This is a genomic window from Methylotenera sp., from assembly GCF_029945535.1.
Classification (GTDB): Bacteria; Pseudomonadota; Gammaproteobacteria; order Burkholderiales; family Methylophilaceae; genus Methylotenera.
The window spans coordinates 256,546-278,730 of sequence record NZ_JAQSCU010000010.1 but is presented as its reverse complement, the minus strand read 5'-3'; the positions used below and the strand labels follow the sequence as shown (position 1 = coordinate 278,730).

Genomic DNA, 22,185 nt, shown 5'->3' with positions numbered 1-22,185 from the left:
AAACTCAACCTTGAAATTTAGCAATTTCTCCTGGTTTTCTTAACATTTTATCAACTTCGCCTAGATGCAACTCTTCTTGGTAAATCATCTCACGTGCATACTCTTCTAGCATCACTGAGTCACCCTCAACCAGTTTCAACAAGGCTTTATAAGCATTCAGAGAAACAGTTTCGTGTGCTAGCGATTCACGCAGAATATCGCCAATATCATGGTTATGTGTTTCGAGTAGCGGCCCAATAGAAAGTGATGGGTGAGCGCCTAAATGCGTGATCAACTCTCCAGCCTTATCTGCATGGGTCAGAGACTCTGCAGCTTGACTACGCAACCAGGAAACAATAGGAATGCGGTTATAGCCAAACACCATTAATGCATAATGCGTATAGCGCACAACGCCAGCGAGTTCTAACTCTAAAATTGTATTTAATGCTTTGGTTACTGGGGTTGAAATATCGTGATCTGCGGCCATTTTTATTCTCCTGAATCTAGTAAAAATTGAGTTTTTAAGCTCTAAGGGAGACAGTGTATCGTAAATAAATATAGCTTGCAGAATTGCGAATAGTTCGCATTTTTAGTATCAACAGTATGGATATAGCGAAACTAGATATTAACTACAATTGATGACGCTAGTTAATTTAGGTTGATAAAATTAGACTGACTTTTTTGATGCTTATCGCGTTTAAGTGCTAAATAATTAGCGCGACGACCAGCGATAAAATGATAGGGAAATAAGACTAACAACACGCCACCAACGATCCAGTGCGTCCACAAAGCAATTTCTCGGGTTTCATCCGCGTAGTATAGAAACAAGCCTGAAATTAATAACAAGCTCATCACAGTCACCATAAAACCACCAGAAACACGATTCCGCTTACTTTTCCAACCCGCTTTGATGTGCGTTGGTATCACAGCACCAAATAGTAATACAAGAAAATAAGCGGCAACACCATGTGCCATAAGTATGCTGTGATTTTCAACGGCTATGGGGGTGATTTGAAACTCATGCGCTAACAAATACCAACTACCAGAAGTTGCGCATATCACGAACACGATATGTGTTGCTAATGATTGCCAACGTGGCAGGTGCGCTACCTTACTTCTGTGCTTGTATATCATAGATTATCTTCACGAACACTTACGCGACTTAGTTAAGAGGTTACCTATCAACTGACTATCGCTTTTTGGCGCTTCTATCTTTATCTTCCACGTCTTTTTTCGCTTTTAATTCGGCACGGTGTGCTGTTTTACGGCGACGCATACTCACAATACCTTCACCAGGTTTACGTTTGTCTTCATCTTCAGCAAACGGATTGCTACCTTGCTTGTACTGCACACGTAATGGCGTGCCTGATAGCTGGAAGGTTCTGCGGAAAGTTTTTTCTAAGAATCTTGTATAAGCATCTTTTACGCCATCCACATGATTACCATGCACCACGACAATAGGTGGATTGCTACCACCTTGATGCGCGTAACGCAGCTTAGGTCTAATGCCTTTGCTGATCGGCGGCTGGTGCTGCTGTAAGGCATCAATTAGCACGCGGGTAAGTTGTGGCGTAGCAAGTTTAGCAAACGCCGCTTTAAAGGCAATATCGACTGATTTAAATAGCTCTGGCAGACCTTTTTTGCGTAACGCAGAAATATAATGAAACTCCGCGAAGTCTAAAAACATCAACTTACGGTCGATTTCGCGTTTAACCCAATCGCGCTCTTCTTCTTTCAAGCCATCCCATTTATTGATAGCCACAACCAGCGCACGACCAGCATCTAGGATATAAGCAGCAACGTGTGCATCTTGCTCAGTGATACCTTCTTGCGCATCCACTACCAAAATCACCACATTAGCTTCTTCAATAGACTGTATGGTTTTAATGACGGAGAATTTTTCAATTGCTTCAAGTACGCGACCGCGCTTACGCACACCAGCAGTATCTATAAGTGTGTAATGTTTACCGTTTTTTTCTAAATCGATTGAGATAGAATCACGCGTGGTACCAGGCTCATCAAACGCAATCACGCGTTCTTCACCAAGCAAGGCATTTACAAGTGTAGATTTACCTACGTTAGGACGACCTACAATCGCGACTTTAGGTATTCTCTCACCTGTTTGGTCTAACTCTGGCTCTTCTTGCTCTTCATGAAAACTTTCAAGCGCTAGGTCGATAATATCTTTCACACCTTCGCCATGCGCAGATGAAATTGACAATGGATCGCCTAAGCCCAACTCGTGAAACTCCGCGCTAACAACGGCTTTGTTCATCCCCTCAGTTTTATTGACTGCGAGCAATACTGGACATTTACTTCTACGTAAACGGTTAGCAATCTCCATATCTTGCGGTGTTGCGCCTTGACGTCCATCCACCAAAAAGATAATCACATCAGCTTCATCAATCGCCAAGAGTGTTTGAACCGCCATGGCCTTAAGAATGCCACTATCCGTGTTCGGCTCAAAACCACCCGTGTCTACCACTAAGTATGGCTGACTCGCACCGATTCCACGGCCATAGTGACGGTCGCGAGTTAGCCCGGGCAAGTCCGCGACTAATGCGTCACGACTTTTAGTCAGTCGATTAAATAAAGTGGATTTGCCGACATTGGGTCGGCCAACCAAAACAACGGTAGGTAACATACGAGCCTTCTAATAATTACTTGAGCCAGATAGCGCGTTGGCTAAGGCTTTAAACTTTTTCTATTTCTGCAATTTTGCTGCGGCGATCATTTAACCTGAATTGCATAAATGCCGCCGTCACGTGTTTGTGCTAACACGGTCGTGCTATTGATTGCTGCCATCATTGGCATAATAGGACTATTACTAGTCTTAACTCTCGAGGCGAGTGCGCCATCATCACGACTTAAAAAGTGAACGTAACCTTCTACATCGCCTACTGCTACTAGACTTCCCATGGGCACTGGTGCTGATAACTGGCGGTTTTTAAGCGCGGCTTGGCGCCAAAAAGTTTTGCCTGTAGTGTAATCTAACGAATAAACCGAACCCATGGCATGTGATACAAATATTCGACCGTCTTCTACACTAATCCCAGATAAGCTTGATATATCACGGTTCCAAATCACTCTGCCAGTTATTCTATCAACCGCTGCAATTCTGCCTTGGTAAGCTACAGCATATACTAACGGTCCATCTACAAACGGTAAGCTGGTAATATCCGCGATACGTTCAATCTCGGTTACCCCTTTAGGCTGAGCGACAGAAGCTTCCCATAACAACTTTCCGTTATCGGCGCGTATTGCTACCAGCTTCCCACCACCAAAACCCGCATACACCGCGCCACCATCTACCACCACACCTGCGCTGCTACGCAAAGTAAGCGCAGGGCTGGTGCGATCATAAACCCATTTGCGGCTACCATCATTTGCATTAATGCCGTAAATACGACTATCACCAGTTCGAGCAATTACAATGCCATCAAAATACTTTGGTGCACTTAATATTTCGCTGCTAAGTTTAGATTTCCACTGTAGTTTGCCTTCAATATCATATGCATAAACCACACCTTTTTGCGTACCGACTAACACTAAACTACCGCCTACACCCACACCACCTGATAATTTTTCACCTGCGTTTACGCGCCAAACCTGCTTGCCATTCGTAGCATCTAATTTAACAACTTCCCCATTTGCACTCGCTGCATAAGCATAACCAGCCTCAAGTACTGGTGAAAAATCAAAGTCCTCAGCAGGGCCTACTTTGGCTTGCCACAGAAGTTGAGCGGTGGCTGTTTCTTTTATCTCTACCAATGGATCAGGCGCATCTGCAGCCTCGCGACCAAAAATCTTGTCTGATACGTCCGTTTTAAGGTCTGAAATTGTGCTGCAGGCGGTTATCAACAATAAGCTTATAACAGCCAATAGGTTTAATGATGCTTTTTTAAATTGATGTAAAGACAATACAATGCTCCAGCTTATTTATTTGCGCCGATTACTTAAGAACGAGACTTTAAATATTCAGGTTAAATTTAACCCAGCGCTTCCAGTTTTTGCTGTGTAAGCGCACGGAATTTACCATGTTGATCTAATTTAGCCAGTGCTTCTTGATAAGCTGTTTTAGCCTCTACACTTTTACCTAAACTCACTAAAACATCACCTTTAAGGTCAGCAAACAAACCATCAAATCCTGCGTCATGCGGAGCATTTAATAACTTTAAAGCGCCTTCAAAATCTTTTTCTTCTGCCAAAATATTAGCTAATTGCAAGCTAGCTAAAGCGCTTACTGAAGTTTCTTTTGCGTTTTTAATCGCCCAATCTAATTGTGCTTTTGCGCTTTTAGCATCATTCGCTTGGTAATTGGCTTTAGCAGCAAACAAAGCTGCACGGCCTGCGTAAGGTGTTCCAGCAAACTTATCCATCAATACGGCAGATTTAGCCTGTATAGACTTCAAGTCTTTTTCATCAGTAATTGTGAGTTCCTGATATTCAGTTGATGCTTCAACGGCTTGTTTACTTTGGTAATAATGCCAACCCTGATAAGCAGAATAAGCCAGTAACACGCCAATGACTAGTGTACTAATCATCTTGCCGTTTTGTTTCCACCAGGCTTTTAGTTCATCAATCTGTTCTTGCTCTTCTAAATCGTATGCCATTACTTTTTCCTAATATTTTCTAAAACCAATTAATTTAATCAAACTTTATGCATTGACTGCTTTCTTACCAGGAATAGCGGCCAACAGATTCTGCGTGTATACATGTTGAGGATGTTGATAAATATCTTCAACTTTACCCTGCTCTACCACTTTACCGCCGTTCATCACGACAATATCATCAGCGATGTGGCGCACTACGCGCAAATCATGGCTGATAAATAAATAACTCAATGCCATTTCGGCTTGCAACTCTTTCAACAACAACAAAATCTGCGCTTGTATTGAAACATCTAGCGCTGAAACTGGCTCATCACACACCACTACTTTAGGCTGCAATACCAAGGCTCGCGCAATACCTACTCGCTGCCTTTGCCCACCAGAAAACTCATGCGGATATTTTTGCATATCTGCTTCAGTTAAGCCTACGCGCTTTAGCATCGCAATGACTTTTTTTTGCTGTTCAGCTGTGTTACCAAGCTGATGAATCAGCAAACCTTCACCGACAATCTCACCCACACGCATGCGCGGGTTCAGCGAGGCAAATGGATCTTGAAACACCATTTGCAGGTTTTTACGCACAGCTCGCAAATCGCTGCCGCTTAATTTTGCCAAATCCTGACCAGCAAAAAGTACTTCACCGCTATCTAAGGGTTGCAATTGTAACAGACAACGTGCCAACGTGGATTTACCACTACCAGATTCACCTACAACCGCCAGCGTTTTACCTTCAGTTAAGCTTATGCTTACGTCATCCAAAGCTCTTACCAAGGTTGTACCAAAGCCAAACTTGCCGCTACGCTGCGTATAGGTTTTCACTAGGCGATTAGCTTGCAAAATGATATTACTCATGCGGCTTTCTCCTCGTTTAACCCTGATTCTTTCAGCTCAGTATTTTTTAGCCACGCATAATCTATAGGCTTAAGTGGCTTTTTGCCCTCAGCATCAGGTACGCAATCTAGCAGCGCTTTGGTATATGGATGCTGCGGATTACCGAGCACCTCATCTTTAGTGCCAGATTCAACAATCTGACCTCTAAACATCACCACCACATTGTCTGCAATATCCGCTACAACACCAAAATCATGCGTAATAAACAGCATACCCATATTCATGCGTGTTTTAAGTTCATCTAGCAATTTAAGTATCTGCGCTTGCACCGTGACATCTAGCGCAGTAGTTGGCTCATCGGCGATCAACAAGCGTGGTTCGCAAGCAATACTCATGGCGATCATCACACGCTGCCGTTGACCACCTGACAGCTCATCGGGATAACTATTGGCACGGCTTGGCGGTATACCCACCATTTCTAATAGACTGGCAATTTTAGCTTTTAAAGTATCACCCTTTAAGCCCAAATGCGTCGTTAAGCTTTCACCTATTTGGTAGCCTACCGTGAGTACCGGATTCAATGAAGTCATCGGCTCTTGAAAAATCATAGCGATTTTTGCACCTCGAATTTTTCGTAAGCTGGCTTGATCTAATAAGGTTAAATCTTGCTCACCTGACTTGTTGTCGTTTAATAAGCCATCATTAAATATGACTTTGCCAGAAGTTAATTGAAGCTGTTTAGACAACAAACCCATCACGGATAAAGCTGTTAAGCTTTTACCGCTTCCCGACTCCCCTACGACACAAGTTGTTTTTCCCGCAGCGATGCTAAAACTAACATCGTTCACCAATAATCGCGATGGCGTTTTTTTGGGTGAAATACTCACATTTAGCAACTGCAACAGGGGTCTAGCTTCATTCATTTCAGCGGTCATTTTTTCGCTCAACGTTGAATATCTATGGGGTTATCTATAGCTTTATCAAAACACTTACCATTCGCAACACTTAAGCAAGCGCCACAGTTAAATACTCTATGGCTTGCTCAATACTACATTGCTGTTGCTCACCTTTTACTGTGGCTAACATAGGTTTTAACGTCACTTGCTTGCTTGCAACTTCGTCATCACCAATGATTAAGGCAAACTTAGCTTGGCTTCGGTCTGCTTTTTTCATTTGAGATTTAAAGCTACCACCACCTGCATGCAATATTACTTGAACACTAGCATTACGTAATTGTTCAGCGATACTAAATGCGACTTGCTCTGCTTGCTCACCTACATTGACCAAATACACGTCTGGCGCATCATCTGCTGTAACGCCATATTCCTGCATCAACAAAAATACGCGTTCTAAACCAATACCAAAGCCACATGCAGGCGTTGCATCGCCGCCCAATCTCTCAACTAAAGCATCATAACGACCACCGCCAGCAATGGTACCCTGCGCACCTAACTTAGTCGTCACCCATTCAAATACAGTGCGATTGTAATAATCTAAGCCACGCACCAATCGCGCATTCACTATGTAAGCCACGCCAGCTGCATCTAACAACTTACACAGACCATCAAAATGTGCGCGGGTTTCATCGCCTAAAGAATCAATTAATTTTGGCGCCGCTTCACACATCGCTTGCATGCGTGGATTTTTGGTATCTAAAATGCGTAAAGGGTTCGTATGTAGGCGACGTTCTGCGTCTTCATCCAGCAAATCTGCATGCTGTTCAAAATAGGCAATCAGTACTTTACGATATTCAAGACGCTCATGCGCATCACCTATGCTATTGATTTGCAACTCAACGTCGGCAATGCCTAACTCGCGCCAAAGTCTGGCTAACAATACGATTTGCTCGGCATCCACTTGTGGGCTATCAAATCCAAAGGCTTCCACGCCAATCTGATGAAACTGGCGCTGACGACCTTTTTGCACATTTTCATGCCTGAACATTGCACCGCTATACCAAAGCCTGACTGGGCCGTTATAGGTTAAATTACTTTCCACAACCGCACGTACGCAACCGGCCGTGCCTTCTGGACGCAATGTCAATTTGTCGCCATTGAGCGCATCCTCCCAAGCGTACATTTCTTTTTCGACAATATCTGTGTGCTCACCTACAGAACGCACAAATAAATCGGTCGACTCCACCAAAGGCATGCGGATATTTTTATAGCCATATTGCCCTAATACGCGGCGTGCTGTGTCCTCAAGCTTAAACCACAATGGCGTCGCTTCAGGCAAAATATCGTAAAAACCTTTAATACTTTGGAATTTTGTTGCTTTAGTTTTTGTTTGCATGTTTTTTGTTGAATGATCAACCATAGTTCGTTACTTCAATGACTTATTTAGTGGGTGGCTATTAGTTAATAGCTTGAATAGGGATTGTTTTTTGCGTGGTTTTAACTTTAGCTAGATTAACATGCAGCTTGCCACCTTCAGCATAATGCGTTTGCACATAATCCTCCACAATGGCTTGAAACTCTTGTGCAATATTATCCCCTTTGAGTGTGACGGTTTTTTCGCCATCCACAAACACAGGGGCGACTGGCGTTTCACCTGTGCCGGGCAAACTAATGCCGATATTCGCCAACTTGGATTCGCCCGGGCCATTCACCACGCAGCCCATCACAGCCACGCTCATATTCTCAACACCAGCGTATTGACCACGCCAGATGGGCATTTGATTGCGCAAGTAGCTTTGAATTTGCATGGCAAGCTCTTGGAAATAGGTTGAAGTTGTTCTACCGCAGCCTGGGCAAGCAGTCACTAACGGCGTGAACGAACGTATGCCCATGGTTTGCAAAATCTCTTGCGCGACAATGACTTCTTTTGTACGAGATTCGTTAGGTTCTGGCGTGAGTGAAACGCGAATGGTATTACCTATACCTTGCTGCAGAAGCAAAGCCAATGCGGCGGTAGATGCGACAATACCTTTTGAACCCATGCCTGCTTCAGTTAACCCCAAGTGTAATGGGTAATCGCTACGCGTTGCTAGTTCAGCATATACTTTCACTAAATCTTGCACATTGCTCACTTTGCAAGAAATGATGATTTGATTAGGCGATAAGCCTAATTCAACCGCTTGTGCAGCGCTTTCCAGTGCTGACTGTATCAAGGCCTCGCGCATCAATGCTTCTGAAGATAAGGGCTCAGCTAACTTAGCATTATCATCCATCATCTGTGCCATTTTAGCTTGGTCTAAACTGCCCCAATTCACGCCAATTCGCACCGCTTTTTTATACTGTACTGCCGCTTCTATCATAGAAGCAAACTGCTCATCACGCTTAGAGCCTTTACCCACATTACCTGGGTTAATGCGGTATTTAGCTAATGATTCAGCGCAATCAGGGTAAGCCGCGAGTAATTTATGACCATTGTAATGAAAGTCACCTACTAGCGGCACATTGCAGCCCAACGCATCTAAACCACGACGAATATTGCCAACTTGCGCAGCAGCTTCTGGCGAATTAACAGTAATGCGAACAACCTCACTACCTGCTTGCCATAGCTCAAATACTTGATTAATGGTTGCTTGCGCATCAGCAGTATCAGTATTGGTCATGCTTTGCACAACTACAGAGCTAGCGGCAGTACCAGCTAAACCGCCGCCCACAGGTACATGACCAATCATGACTTGAAGAGTATTGCGCGCTGATTTAAGTAAAGAAAGACTCAATGATTACTCCAGAGTAAGGCGAGCAACATTGTTTTTTGTTTTATCGCTCAAATCAACATTCTGACCTAAAAATGTAAGCTTGGTTGCTTTCGCGTTGCCAATCAGCACCTTAAAAGGCGGCAAGCCGTTAAAGCCATCCTCGCTATTCGGCTGTAGCATTTTTTCATAAACCACTGCGCCAGATTTGTCTGTGACACGTACCCAAGTTTGCTCTGTCACCGCAATACTTACGCCTTTAATTGCAGCAATTGAGCTATCGGGCTTTAGACCGCCCTTGCCTACATCGGCCACTCTCGCATCAGTAGAAATAGTCTTTGTAGTTGCTGCAGCGGGCGTAGCCTTTGCGGCATTTTCTTTCAATGTGTTGAAATCTATAGTCGTTTCTTTTGGCAAGTGAAGGTTTTGCGTAGTCACCGCGGAGCCACTTGATGGTGCTGGATATGCTTGCTCAGTTTTAGGCAACACGGCTATGGCACTCGGCGTAGTTTGATTAGACGTTTCTTTTGCATCGCCAACAGCTGCTGCAGGCACATTCAAAGCGGCTTCGGCATCCGCTTGCGCTAAACGTTCAGCTGCAGGTAAGGCCACTTCTGGCAAGGTAGCAACCTCTGGAGGCGCTGTTTCTACCGCTGTACTAGCAACCTCTTCTGTCGCGCGCTGTGCTGATTTCTGCATGTAATTGATGTAGTAAAACCACACAGCAATAGCAAGTAAAACTAATCCACACAGCAATAGGTATTTAGAGGCAGAAGAACCATCTTTACCTGGCATCACTTGGTTCATAGATGTTTTTACACTCAAGGTGCTAGGCGAAGCATCTGGCATACGCGCACGATAGCTAGCTAACAAAGGCTCAGCATCCAGCTCCAAGAATCGCGCATAATTACGTATAAAACCTCGTGTAATCATTGCTGGGGGCAAACTAGAAAAATTATCATTCTCTAAAGCTTCAATTTGCTTAAGACTTAAACGCAAATTATTAGACACGTCTTTCAATGCTAGCTTTTTGGCATTTCTAGCTTCAGAAAACACCTCGCCTAGCGGCGCAAAACCTATCACTTCTGTCTCGGTAAGATTAACTTGCACTTCATCAGTCATGGTTATTTTCCACTCTCTAACAACTTAGCTTGCTCAGAATCTGGATACTGGCGCCTTAGTTGCAAAGCATAACTAGCTTCAGCATCCTTTCCGCCGACTACGCGTTCAACCTGAATACCCAACCACAAAACTTCTGGACCTGGTCGGCTTAACATCACGTTTTGTAAAGTTTTCTTAGCTGCAACCGCGTCATTACGTTTAAATTGTAATGATGCGAGTTGGTAGGCAGCAACCTGCGATAGCGGCTCAATTTGCAAAGCTTGTTGCAAATAATTTTCGGCTCCGGCCATATTCTTTTTGCGTATAGAACAGATGGCAGCATTAGTGTAAGCCATCGCTGGTGTGGCATATAGAGGATTTTTTAGCGCTGCTAAAAATTCCGTAATCGATTCATCTACCCGATTTCTAGCACACAGAAAACTGCCATAATTATTATGCGCTTCGGAGTTTAATGGTTCCAACTGAATTGATTTTTTAAAGTTAGCATCAGCGACATCATCTTTACCAAGCTCGGCATTCACTAGACCTAAGCCGTTGTACGCGGAAGCAAAGCTGGGATCGATTTTAATTGCAGTATTAAATTCCTCTAGTGCAATTTCTAATTGTTTTTGCTGAAAATAAACTGCACCCAAATCAGTATGAGCACGTGCACGAGATTTTGTATTTTCAGTGTCTTTTTCTTGCTGCTGCTGATTGGCACAGCCAGTACCAAATAAAGCAACGACCAACAGCGTAAGCGAAAATTTTAAAACACTTAATTTCATCTCTGGCCTCATTCAACAATCTCTATTGGAATTCTGTTTGCCGTACGTTTGGTTTTATCTAACACTTTGCCCGCTAGCTGACCGCAAGCTGCATCAATATCCTCACCGCGCGTTTTACGCACAGTCACTACATATCCTGCTTGCATCAAAATATCACGGAAAACACGAATATGGCTAGCTTTAGAAGTATCGTACCCGCTATTTGGAAATGGATTAAACGGAATTAGATTAAACTTGCAAGAGACATTTCTCACTAAATCAAGCAATTGATGTGCATGTTCAACCGTATCGTTCACGCCATCCAACATCACATATTCAAATGTGACGAAATCGCGAGGTGCTTTTTCTAAGTAACGATTACATGCTGCCATTAACTCTTTAAGTGGATATTTTTTATTGATAGGCACAATCACATCGCGTAGCGCATCGTTAGGCGCATGCAATGAAACAGCCAATGCAACAGGGCAATCTTCTTTTAATCTATCCATCGCTGGCACCATACCGCTGGTTGACAGCGTGACGCGGCGGCGACTTAAGCCATACGCATTATCGTCCAACATAATTTGCATGGCGGTGACTACATTATCGTAATTCGCTAATGGCTCGCCCATGCCCATCATCACTACATTACTAATGATACGATCGTTTGCTGAAAGCAAATCGTACCCACTTTCTTGCCTCAGTGACTGGTTAGCAATAGCTAGCTGTCCAATAATCTCTGAAACACTTAAATTTCGGTTAAAGCCTTGACGGCCTGTACTACAAAACGTGCATTCAAGCGCGCAACCCACTTGGCTTGAAATACACAAAGTACCGCGATCATCCTCTGGGATAAACACGGTCTCTATGCTATTAGCTGTGTCAGTACCAATCAACCACTTACGCGTACCATCATTAGATACTTGCTCTAACTGCACGTTTGGCAAAGTGATTTCGGCTTCTACCACCAACTTCTCACGTAATACTTTGGCAATATCAGTCATCTGCTCAAAATCATGCACACCAAAATGATGCATCCAACGCATTAACTGCTTGGCACGAAAAGGCTTCTCGCCTTGTTCTGCGAACCATTGTGCCAGTTGTGGCTGATTGAAATTGAGCAAATTGACCAAAATTGTGATTACCTAAAAATGACTAACTAATTAACCAAAAAAGTATTTAATTTCGATTGCAGCATTTTCCGCTGAATCTGAACCGTGTACTGCGTTAGCATCAATGCTTTCAGCGAAATCAGCACGAATCGTACCTGCAGCCGCTTCTTTTGGGTTAGTAGCGCCCATTAAATCACGGTTAACTTGAACAGCGTTTTCGCCTTCAAGTGCTTGAATCATCACTGGACCTGAAATCATGAATTTTACTAAATCAGCAAAGAACGGACGCGCAGCGTGAACAGCATAGAAACCTTCAGCCTCAGCTTTAGTCAATTGTGCCATTTTAGCTTCAACAATTTTTAAACCTGCGTTTTCAAAACGCGTAAGAATTTTACCGATTACATTTTTTGCCACTGCATCAGGTTTGATGATAGAAAGCGTGCGTTGAACAGCCATAACAACTCCATTAAATTAACTTATTGAAAAGAACGATAAAATACCATTTTTAACGCTTTAAATAAACCACCATTTTCATCATTTCAAGTCATCTTTTTAGAAAGCTCTAATCTGTATTAGGGCAATAGTCGACTATTTACAGATAGAAACTATAATAGCCGCTATGAGATGCAATGAAATCGGTGGCAGTTATAATGATTGTTAACCCTTGACTGCACTTCGCTTCGTAAAGGCTAAACTTGCCTACGGGCAAGGTTTCGATCCGATCAAAAAGCCACAAAATGCTGATTGCACTAACTAACATTGCGAAAATAGCGGTTAACAATCTTTGCATCACTTCAAAAACAAACTTACATTTACATGCTTAATTGTTGTTTCAATTTTGTAACAATGTGGCAGAATGATAGTTAATGAAACCATCAATCAATACAACTTTACCAATAACGCATTGCTGCCCGGCTTGTGGTTTGCTGTGCGATGATTTGGTGTTAAATTCAACTTATCCGTTGAGCATTAAAAATGCTTGCACAAAAAGTATTAGCTTCTTTGAGAGGGCTTTTACTGGTAAAGCTGCAACGTCAAGTGTGGCTGGCAAACCTACCGATTTGAACAGTGCAATTCAAGCTGCAGCTAACATTCTAAACAAGGCGAATCATCCATTATTTGCAGGCTTGGGTACAGAGGTGCAAGGTATGCGTGCAATCATGCGCTTGGCAGAAAAAACTAGTGCTACTCTTGACCATATGCACTCCGAAGGCACGGTACGTAACACTTTAGCCATGCAAAATAGTGGCTGGCAAACTACAACACTGACTGAAATTAAAAATCGTGCAGATGTAATTTTGGCGATTGGCACTGACATTGTTAGCAGCTATCCACGCTTTTTTGAGAAATTGGTATTGAATACCAATACTTTGTTCAATAGGCCTAAACCTGAAGTGATATATTTAGGTCTTGCTGAAGAAGCTGCAAAGCTACCTGAAATTATGAGTGCATTGAATGCGCTCATGAATGCTAAAAATCCGCTGAATAAAAAACCCGACACTGACTTGATTGGTGGCGTAACAATCGCTTCACTTAAGCTGATTCTAGCAAAGTTAAAAGCTGCGCAATATGGCGTGGTGGTTTGGTCGGCTAGCGCTTTAAAATTTCCACAGGCTGAACTCACGGTGCAAAGTATTACCCAGCTCATTGCTAAACTCAATGAAACCAATCGCGTTGCAGGCTTACCGCTCAACTCGGGCGATGGCGACTCTAGCGTTAACAACACTAGTACTTGGCTATCGGGCTACCCTACTAGAAACCGCTTCGTAAATGGTCATCCTGAGTATGACGCTTATCACTTTTCTACTAAACTCCAATTAATGAATTGCGATGCATTGTTGTGGGTCAGCACGTTTAATGCGTACTTGCCGCCAGATTGCGAAGCGCCAACGATTGTAATAGGCCATCCTGATATGCAGTTTAAAAAGCAACCTGATGTGTTTATTCCAGTTGGCATTCCTGGTGTTGACCACATAGGTACTATGTTTAGAATGGATAGCTCTGTTGCCATGCCGCTCAAAAAATTACACGAAACTGAATTACCTAGCCTAAGCGACGTGGTGAATAGAATAGTCAGCCAAATAGAAGCAAAACTATCATGATTACACTTCTTAAAAACGGCAGAATTTACGACCCAACATCAGGTAAAGATGGTGTAGTTCAAGATATTTATATCAAAAATGGCCGCATTATCGCTAAACCTAGTGCTTCTGAAAAAATCACACAGACCTATGACTTAACGGGCAAGGTAGTAATGGCGGGCGCGATTGATATGCATAGCCACATCGGTGGCGGCAAAGTGAATATTGCTCGCATGATGCTGCCAGAGTATCAAGAAACCAAAAAATACACTGAGCCAGAGGCGCATGTTTGTACGCCGAGTTGTAGTCACCCTACAATCAACCATGCTACGCCTAGTGCTACCGATACAGGTTTTCGTTATATTGAAATGGGTTACACCGCGGCTTTTGAGCCAGCGCTCATGCCTGTCAATGCACGTCAAACACATCTAGAAATGGCTGATACGCCAATGATAGATAAAGGTGGCTATGCGATGCTGGGTAATGATGATTACTTTTTACGCATGCTCACCGCTAAAAAAGATCAAAAAGCAATTAATGACTACGTGGCGTGGATACTCAATGCGACGCAATCAATTGGTATTAAAGTGGTGAACCCAGGTGGTATTAATGCGTTTAAATTTAACCAACGCAGATTAGATTTAGATGAAAATAATAGCCATTACCAAGTCACTCCACGTGAAATATTAAAAAGTTTAAGCACCGCCGTGCATCAACTCGGCATTGCTAAACCTTTGCATGTGCATTGCAATAACCTTGGTGCAGCTGGTAACTTTCAAACTACGCTAGACACGATGAGCGCCTCTGATGGCGTTCCTATGCATCTCACACATATTCAGTTTCATAGTTATGGTACAGAAGGTGATAAAAGGTTTTCATCAGCTGCGGCACAAATCTCAGAAGCATTGAATAAAAACAAACACATTACTGCCGATGTAGGTCAGATCCTATTTGGTCAAACAGTGACCGCCTCTGGTGACAACATGATGCAGCAGTTGAATGCAAAACATGCTAATCCGAAAAAATCCGTCATTATGGATATTGAGTGTGATGCGGGTTGCGGTGTAGTGCCTTTCAGATATAAAGACCAGAATTATGTCAACGCCTTGCAATGGGCGATTGGTTTGGAAATATTCTTATCGGTTGAAGATCCTTGGCGTATTTTCTTAACCACTGACCACCCTAACGGCGCGCCATTTACCAGCTACCCACATTTGATTCGTTTATTAATGGATAAAACCTTCAGAAACGAAGCCTTTGCCAAACTGAATTTAGACGCGCAGGCAATGAGCAACTTAACTTCGCTAGACCGCGAATACAGCTTGTATGAAATTGCCATTATGACGCGTGCAGGTGCCGCAAACCTCATCGGTTTGAACGACCGTGGGCATTTAGGCATTGGTGCCGGTGCAGATATCACGATTTACACAGATCAAACTGACCGTGAAGCGATGTTCGCTAAACCTGACTATGTTTTTAAAGATGGCGAGCTGGTCGTCAAAGACGGTAAAGTGGTTAAAGTCGTTTGGGGTGCGACACATACTGCTAAACCGGCTTTCGATATTGCTGTAGAAAAAGATTTAAAAGATTATTTTGACAAGTACCACACAATGCAATTGGATAGTTTTAAGATTAATGATGATGAAATTAGTAGTGATGGACGTGGTAGCATTATTGTCCATGAAAATAAAAAAGCATCTCATTAACTTTAAAACGAAGGAACCAAAATGAGTAGATTGTATGGGGAACAACATCGTAAGCTGCAAGACGAGTTTGGCACACGAGGTATGGCTGATCGTGTAGAGGATCTTGTTTGTAGAACTGAATTTGATGATGGGGCTAAAGGTTTTATTTCTAGCGTCAATATGTTCTTTTTATCCACAGTCGACCATCAAGGCCGCCCGACTACGTCATACAAAGGCGGCGATGCTGGCTTTGTAAAAGTGCTTGATGACACCACATTGATATTCCCAAGCTACGATGGTAACGGCATGTTTTTCTCTATGGGGAACATCACTACCAATCAAAATGTTGGCTTACTATTTATTTCTTTTGAAGCGCCTAATCGCCTGCGTGTGCAAGGCACTGCAAGCATTTCAAAAGACCCAGAGCTAATGGCGCATTACAAAGAAGCTGACTTTGTTGTCACCGTAAAGTTATCTGAACTTTGGCAAAACTGCCCAAGGTATATCCCGAAAATGGAAAAAGTGCGTGATTCCCGTTACGTACCACGCGAACATTGTGAAACACCATTAGCAGGCTGGAAACAACTAGATTTAGTACAAGATATTTTGCATGAAACAGATGCTAAAAAGGCCAAAGAAATTGGCATCATCCCCATCGAAGAATGGGTTGGTAAGATTATTGCAGGCGCACCCGACGCTTAGCTAATTAGGCGCGTAAATTTTTTAATAGATAACTCATGATCATTAATGGCGTACAAATAGATGAAACCTTTGCTGAAGCATTTAATATGCGCGGCACACGCGTTATCATTACAGCACAAAACCTAAAGTGGGCATATCACGCAGCAAATGCGATGACAGGCTTTGCAACCTCAGTGATTGGTTGTGGTGTAGAAGCTGGTATTGAACGCGAAATGACTGAAGATGAAACCCCCGATGGCAGACCTGGCGTGAGTATTTTAATGTTCGCCATGGGCAGCAAAGTACTTATGCAGCAACTTGAAACGCGCATGGGACAGTGCATACTCACCTGCCCTACTGCTGCGGCATTTTCGGGCATCGATAGTGATGAAAAAATTAATCTAGGTAAAAACTTACGCTTCTTTGGCGATGGCTTCCAAACATCTAAACTGATTTCGGCTAAACGCTACTGGCGCGTGCCAGTGATGGATGGTGAATTTTTATGCGAAGAAACCACCGGTATGGTGCGCGCGATTGGTGGCGGTAACTTCTTGATTTTGGCCACTTCACAGCCAGCAGCACTTGCAGCGGCTGAAGCAGCTATCACGGCAATGAAAAAAATCCCTAACGTGATTATGCCCTTCCCTGGCGGCGTTGTGCGCTCAGGTTCTAAAGTGGGCAGCAAATATAAAACCATGTTTGCCTCAACTAACGATGCATTCTGCCCAACGCTAAAAGGTGCTACTAATACCGAGCTATCACCTGAAATTGAAAGTGTAATGGAAATCGTAATTGACGGCATGGGCTTTGAAGATATTGCCGAGTCCATGCGTGTTGGCATACAGGCCATTTGTGATTTAGGTGAAGCCAGTGGTGTGAAACGCATATCTGCGGGTAATTACGGCGGAAAACTAGGCCCTCATCATTTTAAATTGCACGAAATTATGAGTGGTGTAGCCAAATGACCCAACTTACCTTCACACTTAAACAAGCACTCACGCACTCATTGGATTGCTCACCGCTAACGCCAGACCTTTTAAAGGGTTTGAGCATTAGCCAAATCGGTGCAATCAAATTAAGCAATCAACTCGTGTCAGAGTTATTCGAAATTAATGGCGACGATACTGAAAATATTGTTTTCAAGAATAGCGGCCAGTACTTTGATAATGTCGGCAAGAACATGACTTTAGGCAGCATCACTTTAGAATGTGACGCTGGCGCATATTTAGGTTTCGGCCTAAAAAATGCCTCCATACATTGCAAAGGCAACGCGCAAGCTTTTGCTGCCTGCAACATGGTCAGTGGCCTGCTCAAAATAGACGGCAATACAGGTGATTTTCTAGGTGGCGCTTCGCCAGGTCTACGCAAAGGCATGCGTGGTGGTACGGTTATCGTTAAGGGCAACGCTGGCGATCGTGTGGGCGACCAAATGCGCAGAGGCTTGATTCTAATTGAAGGCAATGTAGGCGATTACTGTGCCAGTCGCATGATTGCTGGCACTATAGGTGTACTAGGCAACGTCGGCGAATACGCCTGTTTTAATATGAAGCGCGGTACATTACTGTTGGCCAAGCTGCCTAAATTGCATGCAACTATACAAGACTGCGGCACGCATACTTTGCCATTTTTAAACTTAATGTTTAAATCTTTCAAACCGTTCAACACACAATTTTCTAATATTGAAACCAAGCGTGTACAGCGCTTTGTGGGGGATGCCGCATGTAGCGGCAATGGTGAGATTTTATTAATTTCACACTCGTCCTAATGCTCGCTTAAGCAATTACACGCTCTAATTCATACGCTCTAGTGATAAAATACCGTTTTATTACAGTTCATTATCAAAAAAATGTCTAAGTATTTAACTGCTGCGCTTTACAAATTTGTCAGTCTGCCCAATTACAAATTACTGCAAGCGCCAATTCTAGAAGCCTGTGTCACCAACAACATCAAGGGCACACTGCTACTCGCGGAAGAAGGCATTAATGGCACCATTGCTGGCTTGCCACAAGATATTCACAACTTACTAAACTTCTTGCGCTCTGATGCAATATTTGGAAATTGCTTTGCAGATTTAGAATACAAAGAATCATTTGCAAGTGAGCATCCGTTTTACCGCATGAAAGTGAAACTCAAAAAGGAAATTGTCACGCTTGGTGTTCCTGGCGTTAGTCCAACTAAAAAAGTTGGTACTTACGTTAAACCTGAAGATTGGAATGCGCTGATTTCTGACCCTGATGTGATTTTGATCGATACACGCAACGACTATGAAGTTGATATTGGCACCTTTAAAGGCGCAATTGACCCAAAAACCACCACTTTCCGTGAGTTTCCAGAATACGTTGCCGAGCATTTTGACAAAACCAAACATAAAAAAGTCGCGATGTTTTGCACAGGTGGTATTCGCTGCGAAAAAGCTTCTTCCTATATGATGGATCAAGGTTTTGAAGAAGTTTATCACCTGCAAGGTGGTATTCTAAAATACCTAGAAACCGTGCCAGAAGCTGAAAGCATGTGGGAAGGCGAATGCTTTGTATTTGATCAACGCGTGGCCGTTAAACACAATTTAGAAGTAGGTGAATTTGACCAATGCTACGCCTGCCGTCATCCGCTATCGCCAGCTGAGATGCAAAGCACACAATATACCGCTGGTATTTCTTGCCCTTACTGTTATGACAAGCTTACTGAAGAAAAAAAAGCCAGCCTGACAGAGCGACAAAAACAAGTGATTCTCGCTAAACAACGAGGTCAAGCGCACATTGGTGAAAAGCAGAAAAATAACTAACGAATGAACCAATCTCGCGAGCAAGAAGCAATCAGTGCATATTTAAAACTACTACAAGCTAAAGGCGCAACGACTAATGTGCTTTATAAGCACTCATTATTTTTAGATAAACTGGCAGAGTCGCTTGCTAATAAACTTCTTGAACCAGCGATATATAGCAAAGTCATCGACACTGTGCTAAAAACCATCCCAGCAGATGACTGGCATACTAACCTCAATACCGCGCGTGAGTTTTATCCGTTTTGGATTAAAGACATTAAGGCTATTGCCGCCTTTAATTTAAACTATGGTTTTGATGTAGCTGCCATCCAATGGAAGCCGATAGCAACTTCATTAAAAGCATTAATCGAAAGCTTAGAAAAAGAAAGTTTCGATACTGCTGAAAGTTGGCCATTAAAAGCTTACGCATTAGCCATGCGCGACCAAGGTGCTGAGCAATCGCTGGTAGATACACGTATCAAACTCGCTAAAGTGATGGCTATTCGTCTACGTGATGCGCCAATAAAAAATCATAAATCCTATCGCACAGCAGCTGAGTTAACTTTACCGCTTTTTAAGATGACCGAAGCTAAACAGTTGTTTTTATTGGTAGTGCGGGAGTTTTATAACTTTTGGACAGGTAATCCAAATGCGGCAAGTATGCTGCTTAATGATTATTCCAACTATAATTAATGGCTGTTATAGCAAGGATAGTTAACTAGATTTTCGTGCAAGTAAAAAATAAGTTTCGACCAAACCCTTACCTTTTACATCAACATCCGCTTTTTCTGAAAATATATAAGCGTCTTTTATCAACGCTTGCGTTTCACGCGTCACTTGTATGTTATTAGGTTTACAGGTACTTTCCATTCGGCTGGCTAAGTTCACGGTATCGCCCCATAAATCATAACTGAACTTTGTGCTGCCAATCACTCCCGCAACCACTGGGCCTGTGTGAATACCGATACGCATATTCAAATCTATGCCAGTTTTAACAGCGACTTCCTGTAGCACTACCTTCATGTCAAAAGCCATCTCAGCTATCCGAGCAACATGGTCTGCGTACATGATAGGCGCACCAGAAACAACCATATAGGCATCGCCGATTGTCTTGATTTTCTCTACTTGATATTTCTCTGCCAGCTGGTCAAATTTTAAAAACACCTGTGACAGCAAATCAATTAATTGCAAAGCAGGCATTTTTTCAGAAATCTGCGTGAAGTTAACTAAATCAGCAAACATCACAGTCACAGATTCATAATGATCGGCAATACGCATATCATTGGCTTTTAGGCGCTCAGCAATGGCCGCAGGAAGGATGTTAAGTAGTAGCTTTTCTGAGCGCGCCTGCTCTAACTCTAACGAAATCATAACCCGCTCTTTTTGTGCCTGAAAATAACGCAGAACTCCATATAGTATGGATGCTGTGCCGGTAATATTCATCAGGAAAAACGCATCTTTCACTGTGGTTGGAATTGGCATGGCATTGCCCGCGAAATAATGATTTAATTTCCACGAAATAAAAGCCAATCCTACAAAAAGTAAGAACCAAGGTGTTGATTGACGTGTGCCCAAAATCATTAGAGCGCCCACAGGCGACAATATCGCCCATATTGCCACACCACTAGATGCGGCAAATCCACCAATTGCCCATTGCATAACAAAAGGCATGACTAACAGCATGACTAACTGTGTAAAAGTAAAATATTCAAAGCGCTTGAGGCGATAGAATAAAAAGAGACTCACGTAAGATATAACAAGGTACACATAGGGCACAGCCGCAATAACGGCGTAACCTTCACCTAAGCTTGATAAGGTAAATATCCAGAAAATACAAACAATGCTCTCTGCAATCACTAGCAAAGACATAATCGACCGGCCTAACGCTTCAGGCGTAGGCGTGGAAAATCTGCGCCAAAATTCTCGCGTCAATACTGAGGGTGCTGTCACTAAAATATCCGTCATATTTGGATGGTGTTTTTCTGTTTTTAATTAGTTACCAATATACTGCAGCTCAAGTACTATAGCTTAAGATGAGGTCTTTTTCTAGACTACTTCTATAATAAGATACGCATGTAGCTTATTGATTAGCTTTGAGTTTTGCAAATTAAATTATTGAAGATTGCATAACGACTCATAAAATAAAGTTGCGTTGGGCACTTTTAGCATTTCTACAAGTCACTTACCTTAAGAAGTTTCAACCCTAATGGAGTTTACTATGGTCACAGCCTCACAAACTTTACGCGATATCACTGGCATGGGCTATCAGCCAGCCAATTTAAAAGATTCAGCTCTGATACTCATTGATATTCAAAATACCTACCGACATGGCCTAATGCAACTCACAAATGTAGAACCTGCAATTATTGAAGCGCAGAAACTACTTAAATTAGCACGCGAACTTAAAATTCCAGTCATCCATATTCAACACGATGCTGGCGTGGGTTCGCCTTACGATATTTCGGCTGATATTGGCGCAATTGCTACTGAAGTTGCACCAATTGCTGGGGAAAAAGTGATTGTTAAAAATTACCCCAATGCATTTGTAGAAACAACCTTAGATGCTGAGCTTAAATCGCTTGGAATTAAAAATATTGTTTTAGCTGGTTTTATGACGCATATGTGCGTGAACTCAACGGCACATGGGGCATTTAATTTAGGTTACGCATCTACCATTGTCGCCAGCGCGACTGCAACTAGACCATTATTAAGTACAAATGGAAAGGTCTTAACTGCTGAAGAAGTGCATCTTGGCGCGCTCGCATCAAGTCGAGACCTATATGCCGTGGTAGTAGATGACATTAATGTATTAAACAAATAAACACATTAAGATAATTTATATAATATATAAGACATATAAAAATATTTACAAATCTGTAACATTTTGCTTGATTTGCTAGCCTCTAAGGTTTATTGTTTAGTTCGCACTTATCT

At 42.7% G+C, this 22,185-nt stretch carries 22 protein-coding genes; 8 read left to right on the top strand and 14 right to left on the bottom strand.

The features are described from left to right. Positions 1 to 4 precede the first annotated feature (4 nt). From PSU72_RS04350 to ndk, 13 genes are all read right to left on the bottom strand, one after another. Positions 5 to 466, bottom strand: coding sequence for a ferritin-like domain-containing protein (locus PSU72_RS04350; RefSeq protein WP_300431022.1), 462 nt, complete (start codon positions 464 to 466; stop codon positions 5 to 7). A 161-nt stretch (positions 467 to 627) separates the two neighbouring features. After that, the gene (locus PSU72_RS04345) at positions 628 to 1,113 is read right to left on the bottom strand and encodes a hypothetical protein (protein ID WP_300431020.1); all 486 of its coding nucleotides are present in this window, start codon (positions 1,111 to 1,113) and stop codon (positions 628 to 630) included. A gap of 55 nt (positions 1,114 to 1,168) precedes the next feature. Then, positions 1,169 to 2,623: a ribosome biogenesis GTPase Der gene (gene der / locus PSU72_RS04340; protein ID WP_300431019.1), complete on the bottom strand. Its 1,455-nt coding sequence runs from the start codon at positions 2,621 to 2,623 to the stop codon at positions 1,169 to 1,171. 86 nt (positions 2,624 to 2,709) lie between these two features. Then, positions 2,710 to 3,900, bottom strand: coding sequence for an outer membrane protein assembly factor BamB (gene bamB / locus PSU72_RS04335; RefSeq protein ID WP_300431017.1), 1,191 nt, complete (start codon positions 3,898 to 3,900; stop codon positions 2,710 to 2,712). A gap of 68 nt (positions 3,901 to 3,968) precedes the next feature. Beyond that, positions 3,969 to 4,592, bottom strand: a complete 624-nt coding sequence (locus PSU72_RS04330; protein ID WP_300431015.1) for a tetratricopeptide repeat protein — start codon at positions 4,590 to 4,592, stop codon at positions 3,969 to 3,971. A gap of 45 nt (positions 4,593 to 4,637) precedes the next feature. Next, positions 4,638 to 5,441 carry an ABC transporter ATP-binding protein gene (locus PSU72_RS04325; protein ID WP_300431013.1) on the bottom strand — a complete coding sequence of 268 codons (804 nt, stop codon included), beginning with the start codon at positions 5,439 to 5,441 and terminating at the stop codon, positions 4,638 to 4,640. Continuing rightward, complete coding sequence (locus PSU72_RS04320) at positions 5,438 to 6,355, bottom strand: ABC transporter ATP-binding protein (protein WP_300431011.1); 918 nt, start codon at positions 6,353 to 6,355, stop codon at positions 5,438 to 5,440. The genes PSU72_RS04325 and PSU72_RS04320 overlap by 4 nt, the downstream gene beginning before the upstream one ends. Positions 6,356 to 6,425: 70 nt before the next feature. Beyond that, entirely contained in the window at positions 6,426 to 7,712 is a 1,287-nt protein-coding gene (hisS, locus tag PSU72_RS04315) for a histidine--tRNA ligase (protein ID WP_300431009.1), read from the bottom strand. Positions 7,713 to 7,773: 61 nt separating this feature from the next. Continuing rightward, positions 7,774 to 9,090 (bottom strand): flavodoxin-dependent (E)-4-hydroxy-3-methylbut-2-enyl-diphosphate synthase, encoded by a 1,317-nt coding sequence (gene ispG / locus PSU72_RS04310; protein ID WP_300431007.1) that lies wholly within the window; start codon positions 9,088 to 9,090, stop codon positions 7,774 to 7,776. 3 nt (positions 9,091 to 9,093) lie between these two features. Continuing rightward, positions 9,094 to 10,188 carry a helix-turn-helix domain-containing protein gene (locus PSU72_RS04305; protein WP_300431006.1) on the bottom strand — a complete coding sequence of 365 codons (1,095 nt, stop codon included), beginning with the start codon at positions 10,186 to 10,188 and terminating at the stop codon, positions 9,094 to 9,096. Between the two features lie 2 nt (positions 10,189 to 10,190). Continuing rightward, on the bottom strand, positions 10,191 to 10,952 hold the full coding sequence (pilW, locus tag PSU72_RS04300; protein WP_300431004.1) for a type IV pilus biogenesis/stability protein PilW: 762 nt from the start codon (positions 10,950 to 10,952) through the stop codon (positions 10,191 to 10,193). 8 nt (positions 10,953 to 10,960) lie between these two features. Then, positions 10,961 to 12,064, bottom strand: coding sequence for a 23S rRNA (adenine(2503)-C(2))-methyltransferase RlmN (gene rlmN / locus PSU72_RS04295; protein ID WP_300431002.1), 1,104 nt, complete (start codon positions 12,062 to 12,064; stop codon positions 10,961 to 10,963). Positions 12,065 to 12,094: 30 nt separating this feature from the next. Then, on the bottom strand, positions 12,095 to 12,499 hold the full coding sequence (gene ndk, locus PSU72_RS04290) for a nucleoside-diphosphate kinase (RefSeq protein WP_300431000.1): 405 nt from the start codon (positions 12,497 to 12,499) through the stop codon (positions 12,095 to 12,097). 410 nt (positions 12,500 to 12,909) lie between these two features. Here ndk and PSU72_RS04285 point away from each other — a divergent pair, with 410 nt between their 5' ends. The 7 genes from PSU72_RS04285 (at position 12,910) to PSU72_RS04255 (ending at position 19,944) form a co-directional block, all read left to right on the top strand. After that, entirely contained in the window at positions 12,910 to 14,145 is a 1,236-nt protein-coding gene (locus PSU72_RS04285; RefSeq protein WP_300430998.1) for a formylmethanofuran dehydrogenase, read from the top strand. Then, positions 14,142 to 15,830: a formylmethanofuran dehydrogenase subunit A gene (locus tag PSU72_RS04280; protein ID WP_300430996.1), complete on the top strand. Its 1,689-nt coding sequence runs from the start codon at positions 14,142 to 14,144 to the stop codon at positions 15,828 to 15,830. The genes PSU72_RS04285 and PSU72_RS04280 overlap by 4 nt, the downstream gene beginning before the upstream one ends. A gap of 21 nt (positions 15,831 to 15,851) precedes the next feature. Then, a complete protein-coding gene (locus PSU72_RS04275; protein WP_300430994.1) occupies positions 15,852 to 16,511 on the top strand; it encodes a pyridoxamine 5'-phosphate oxidase family protein in 660 nt (219 codons plus the stop codon). A 35-nt stretch (positions 16,512 to 16,546) separates the two neighbouring features. Then, the gene (gene fhcD, locus PSU72_RS04270; protein WP_300430992.1) at positions 16,547 to 17,455 is read left to right on the top strand and encodes a formylmethanofuran--tetrahydromethanopterin N-formyltransferase; all 909 of its coding nucleotides are present in this window, start codon (positions 16,547 to 16,549) and stop codon (positions 17,453 to 17,455) included. Further along, positions 17,452 to 18,255: a formylmethanofuran dehydrogenase subunit C gene (locus PSU72_RS04265; protein ID WP_300430990.1), complete on the top strand. Its 804-nt coding sequence runs from the start codon at positions 17,452 to 17,454 to the stop codon at positions 18,253 to 18,255. Before fhcD ends, PSU72_RS04265 begins: the two co-directional genes overlap by 4 nt. 81 nt (positions 18,256 to 18,336) lie before the next feature. Further along, positions 18,337 to 19,272: a rhodanese-related sulfurtransferase gene (locus tag PSU72_RS04260; protein WP_300430988.1), complete on the top strand. Its 936-nt coding sequence runs from the start codon at positions 18,337 to 18,339 to the stop codon at positions 19,270 to 19,272. A gap of 3 nt (positions 19,273 to 19,275) precedes the next feature. Next, positions 19,276 to 19,944: a hypothetical protein gene (locus tag PSU72_RS04255; protein WP_300430987.1), complete on the top strand. Its 669-nt coding sequence runs from the start codon at positions 19,276 to 19,278 to the stop codon at positions 19,942 to 19,944. A gap of 21 nt (positions 19,945 to 19,965) precedes the next feature. Here PSU72_RS04255 and PSU72_RS04250 read toward each other — a convergent pair whose 3' ends face one another. Continuing rightward, positions 19,966 to 21,216, bottom strand: coding sequence for an adenylate/guanylate cyclase domain-containing protein (locus PSU72_RS04250; RefSeq protein WP_300430985.1), 1,251 nt, complete (start codon positions 21,214 to 21,216; stop codon positions 19,966 to 19,968). A 253-nt stretch (positions 21,217 to 21,469) separates the two neighbouring features. Between PSU72_RS04250 and PSU72_RS04245 the strand changes: the two genes are divergently transcribed. Beyond that, positions 21,470 to 22,072, top strand: coding sequence for a cysteine hydrolase family protein (locus PSU72_RS04245; RefSeq protein WP_300430983.1), 603 nt, complete (start codon positions 21,470 to 21,472; stop codon positions 22,070 to 22,072). The last annotated feature ends 113 nt before the right edge of the window (positions 22,073 to 22,185 follow it).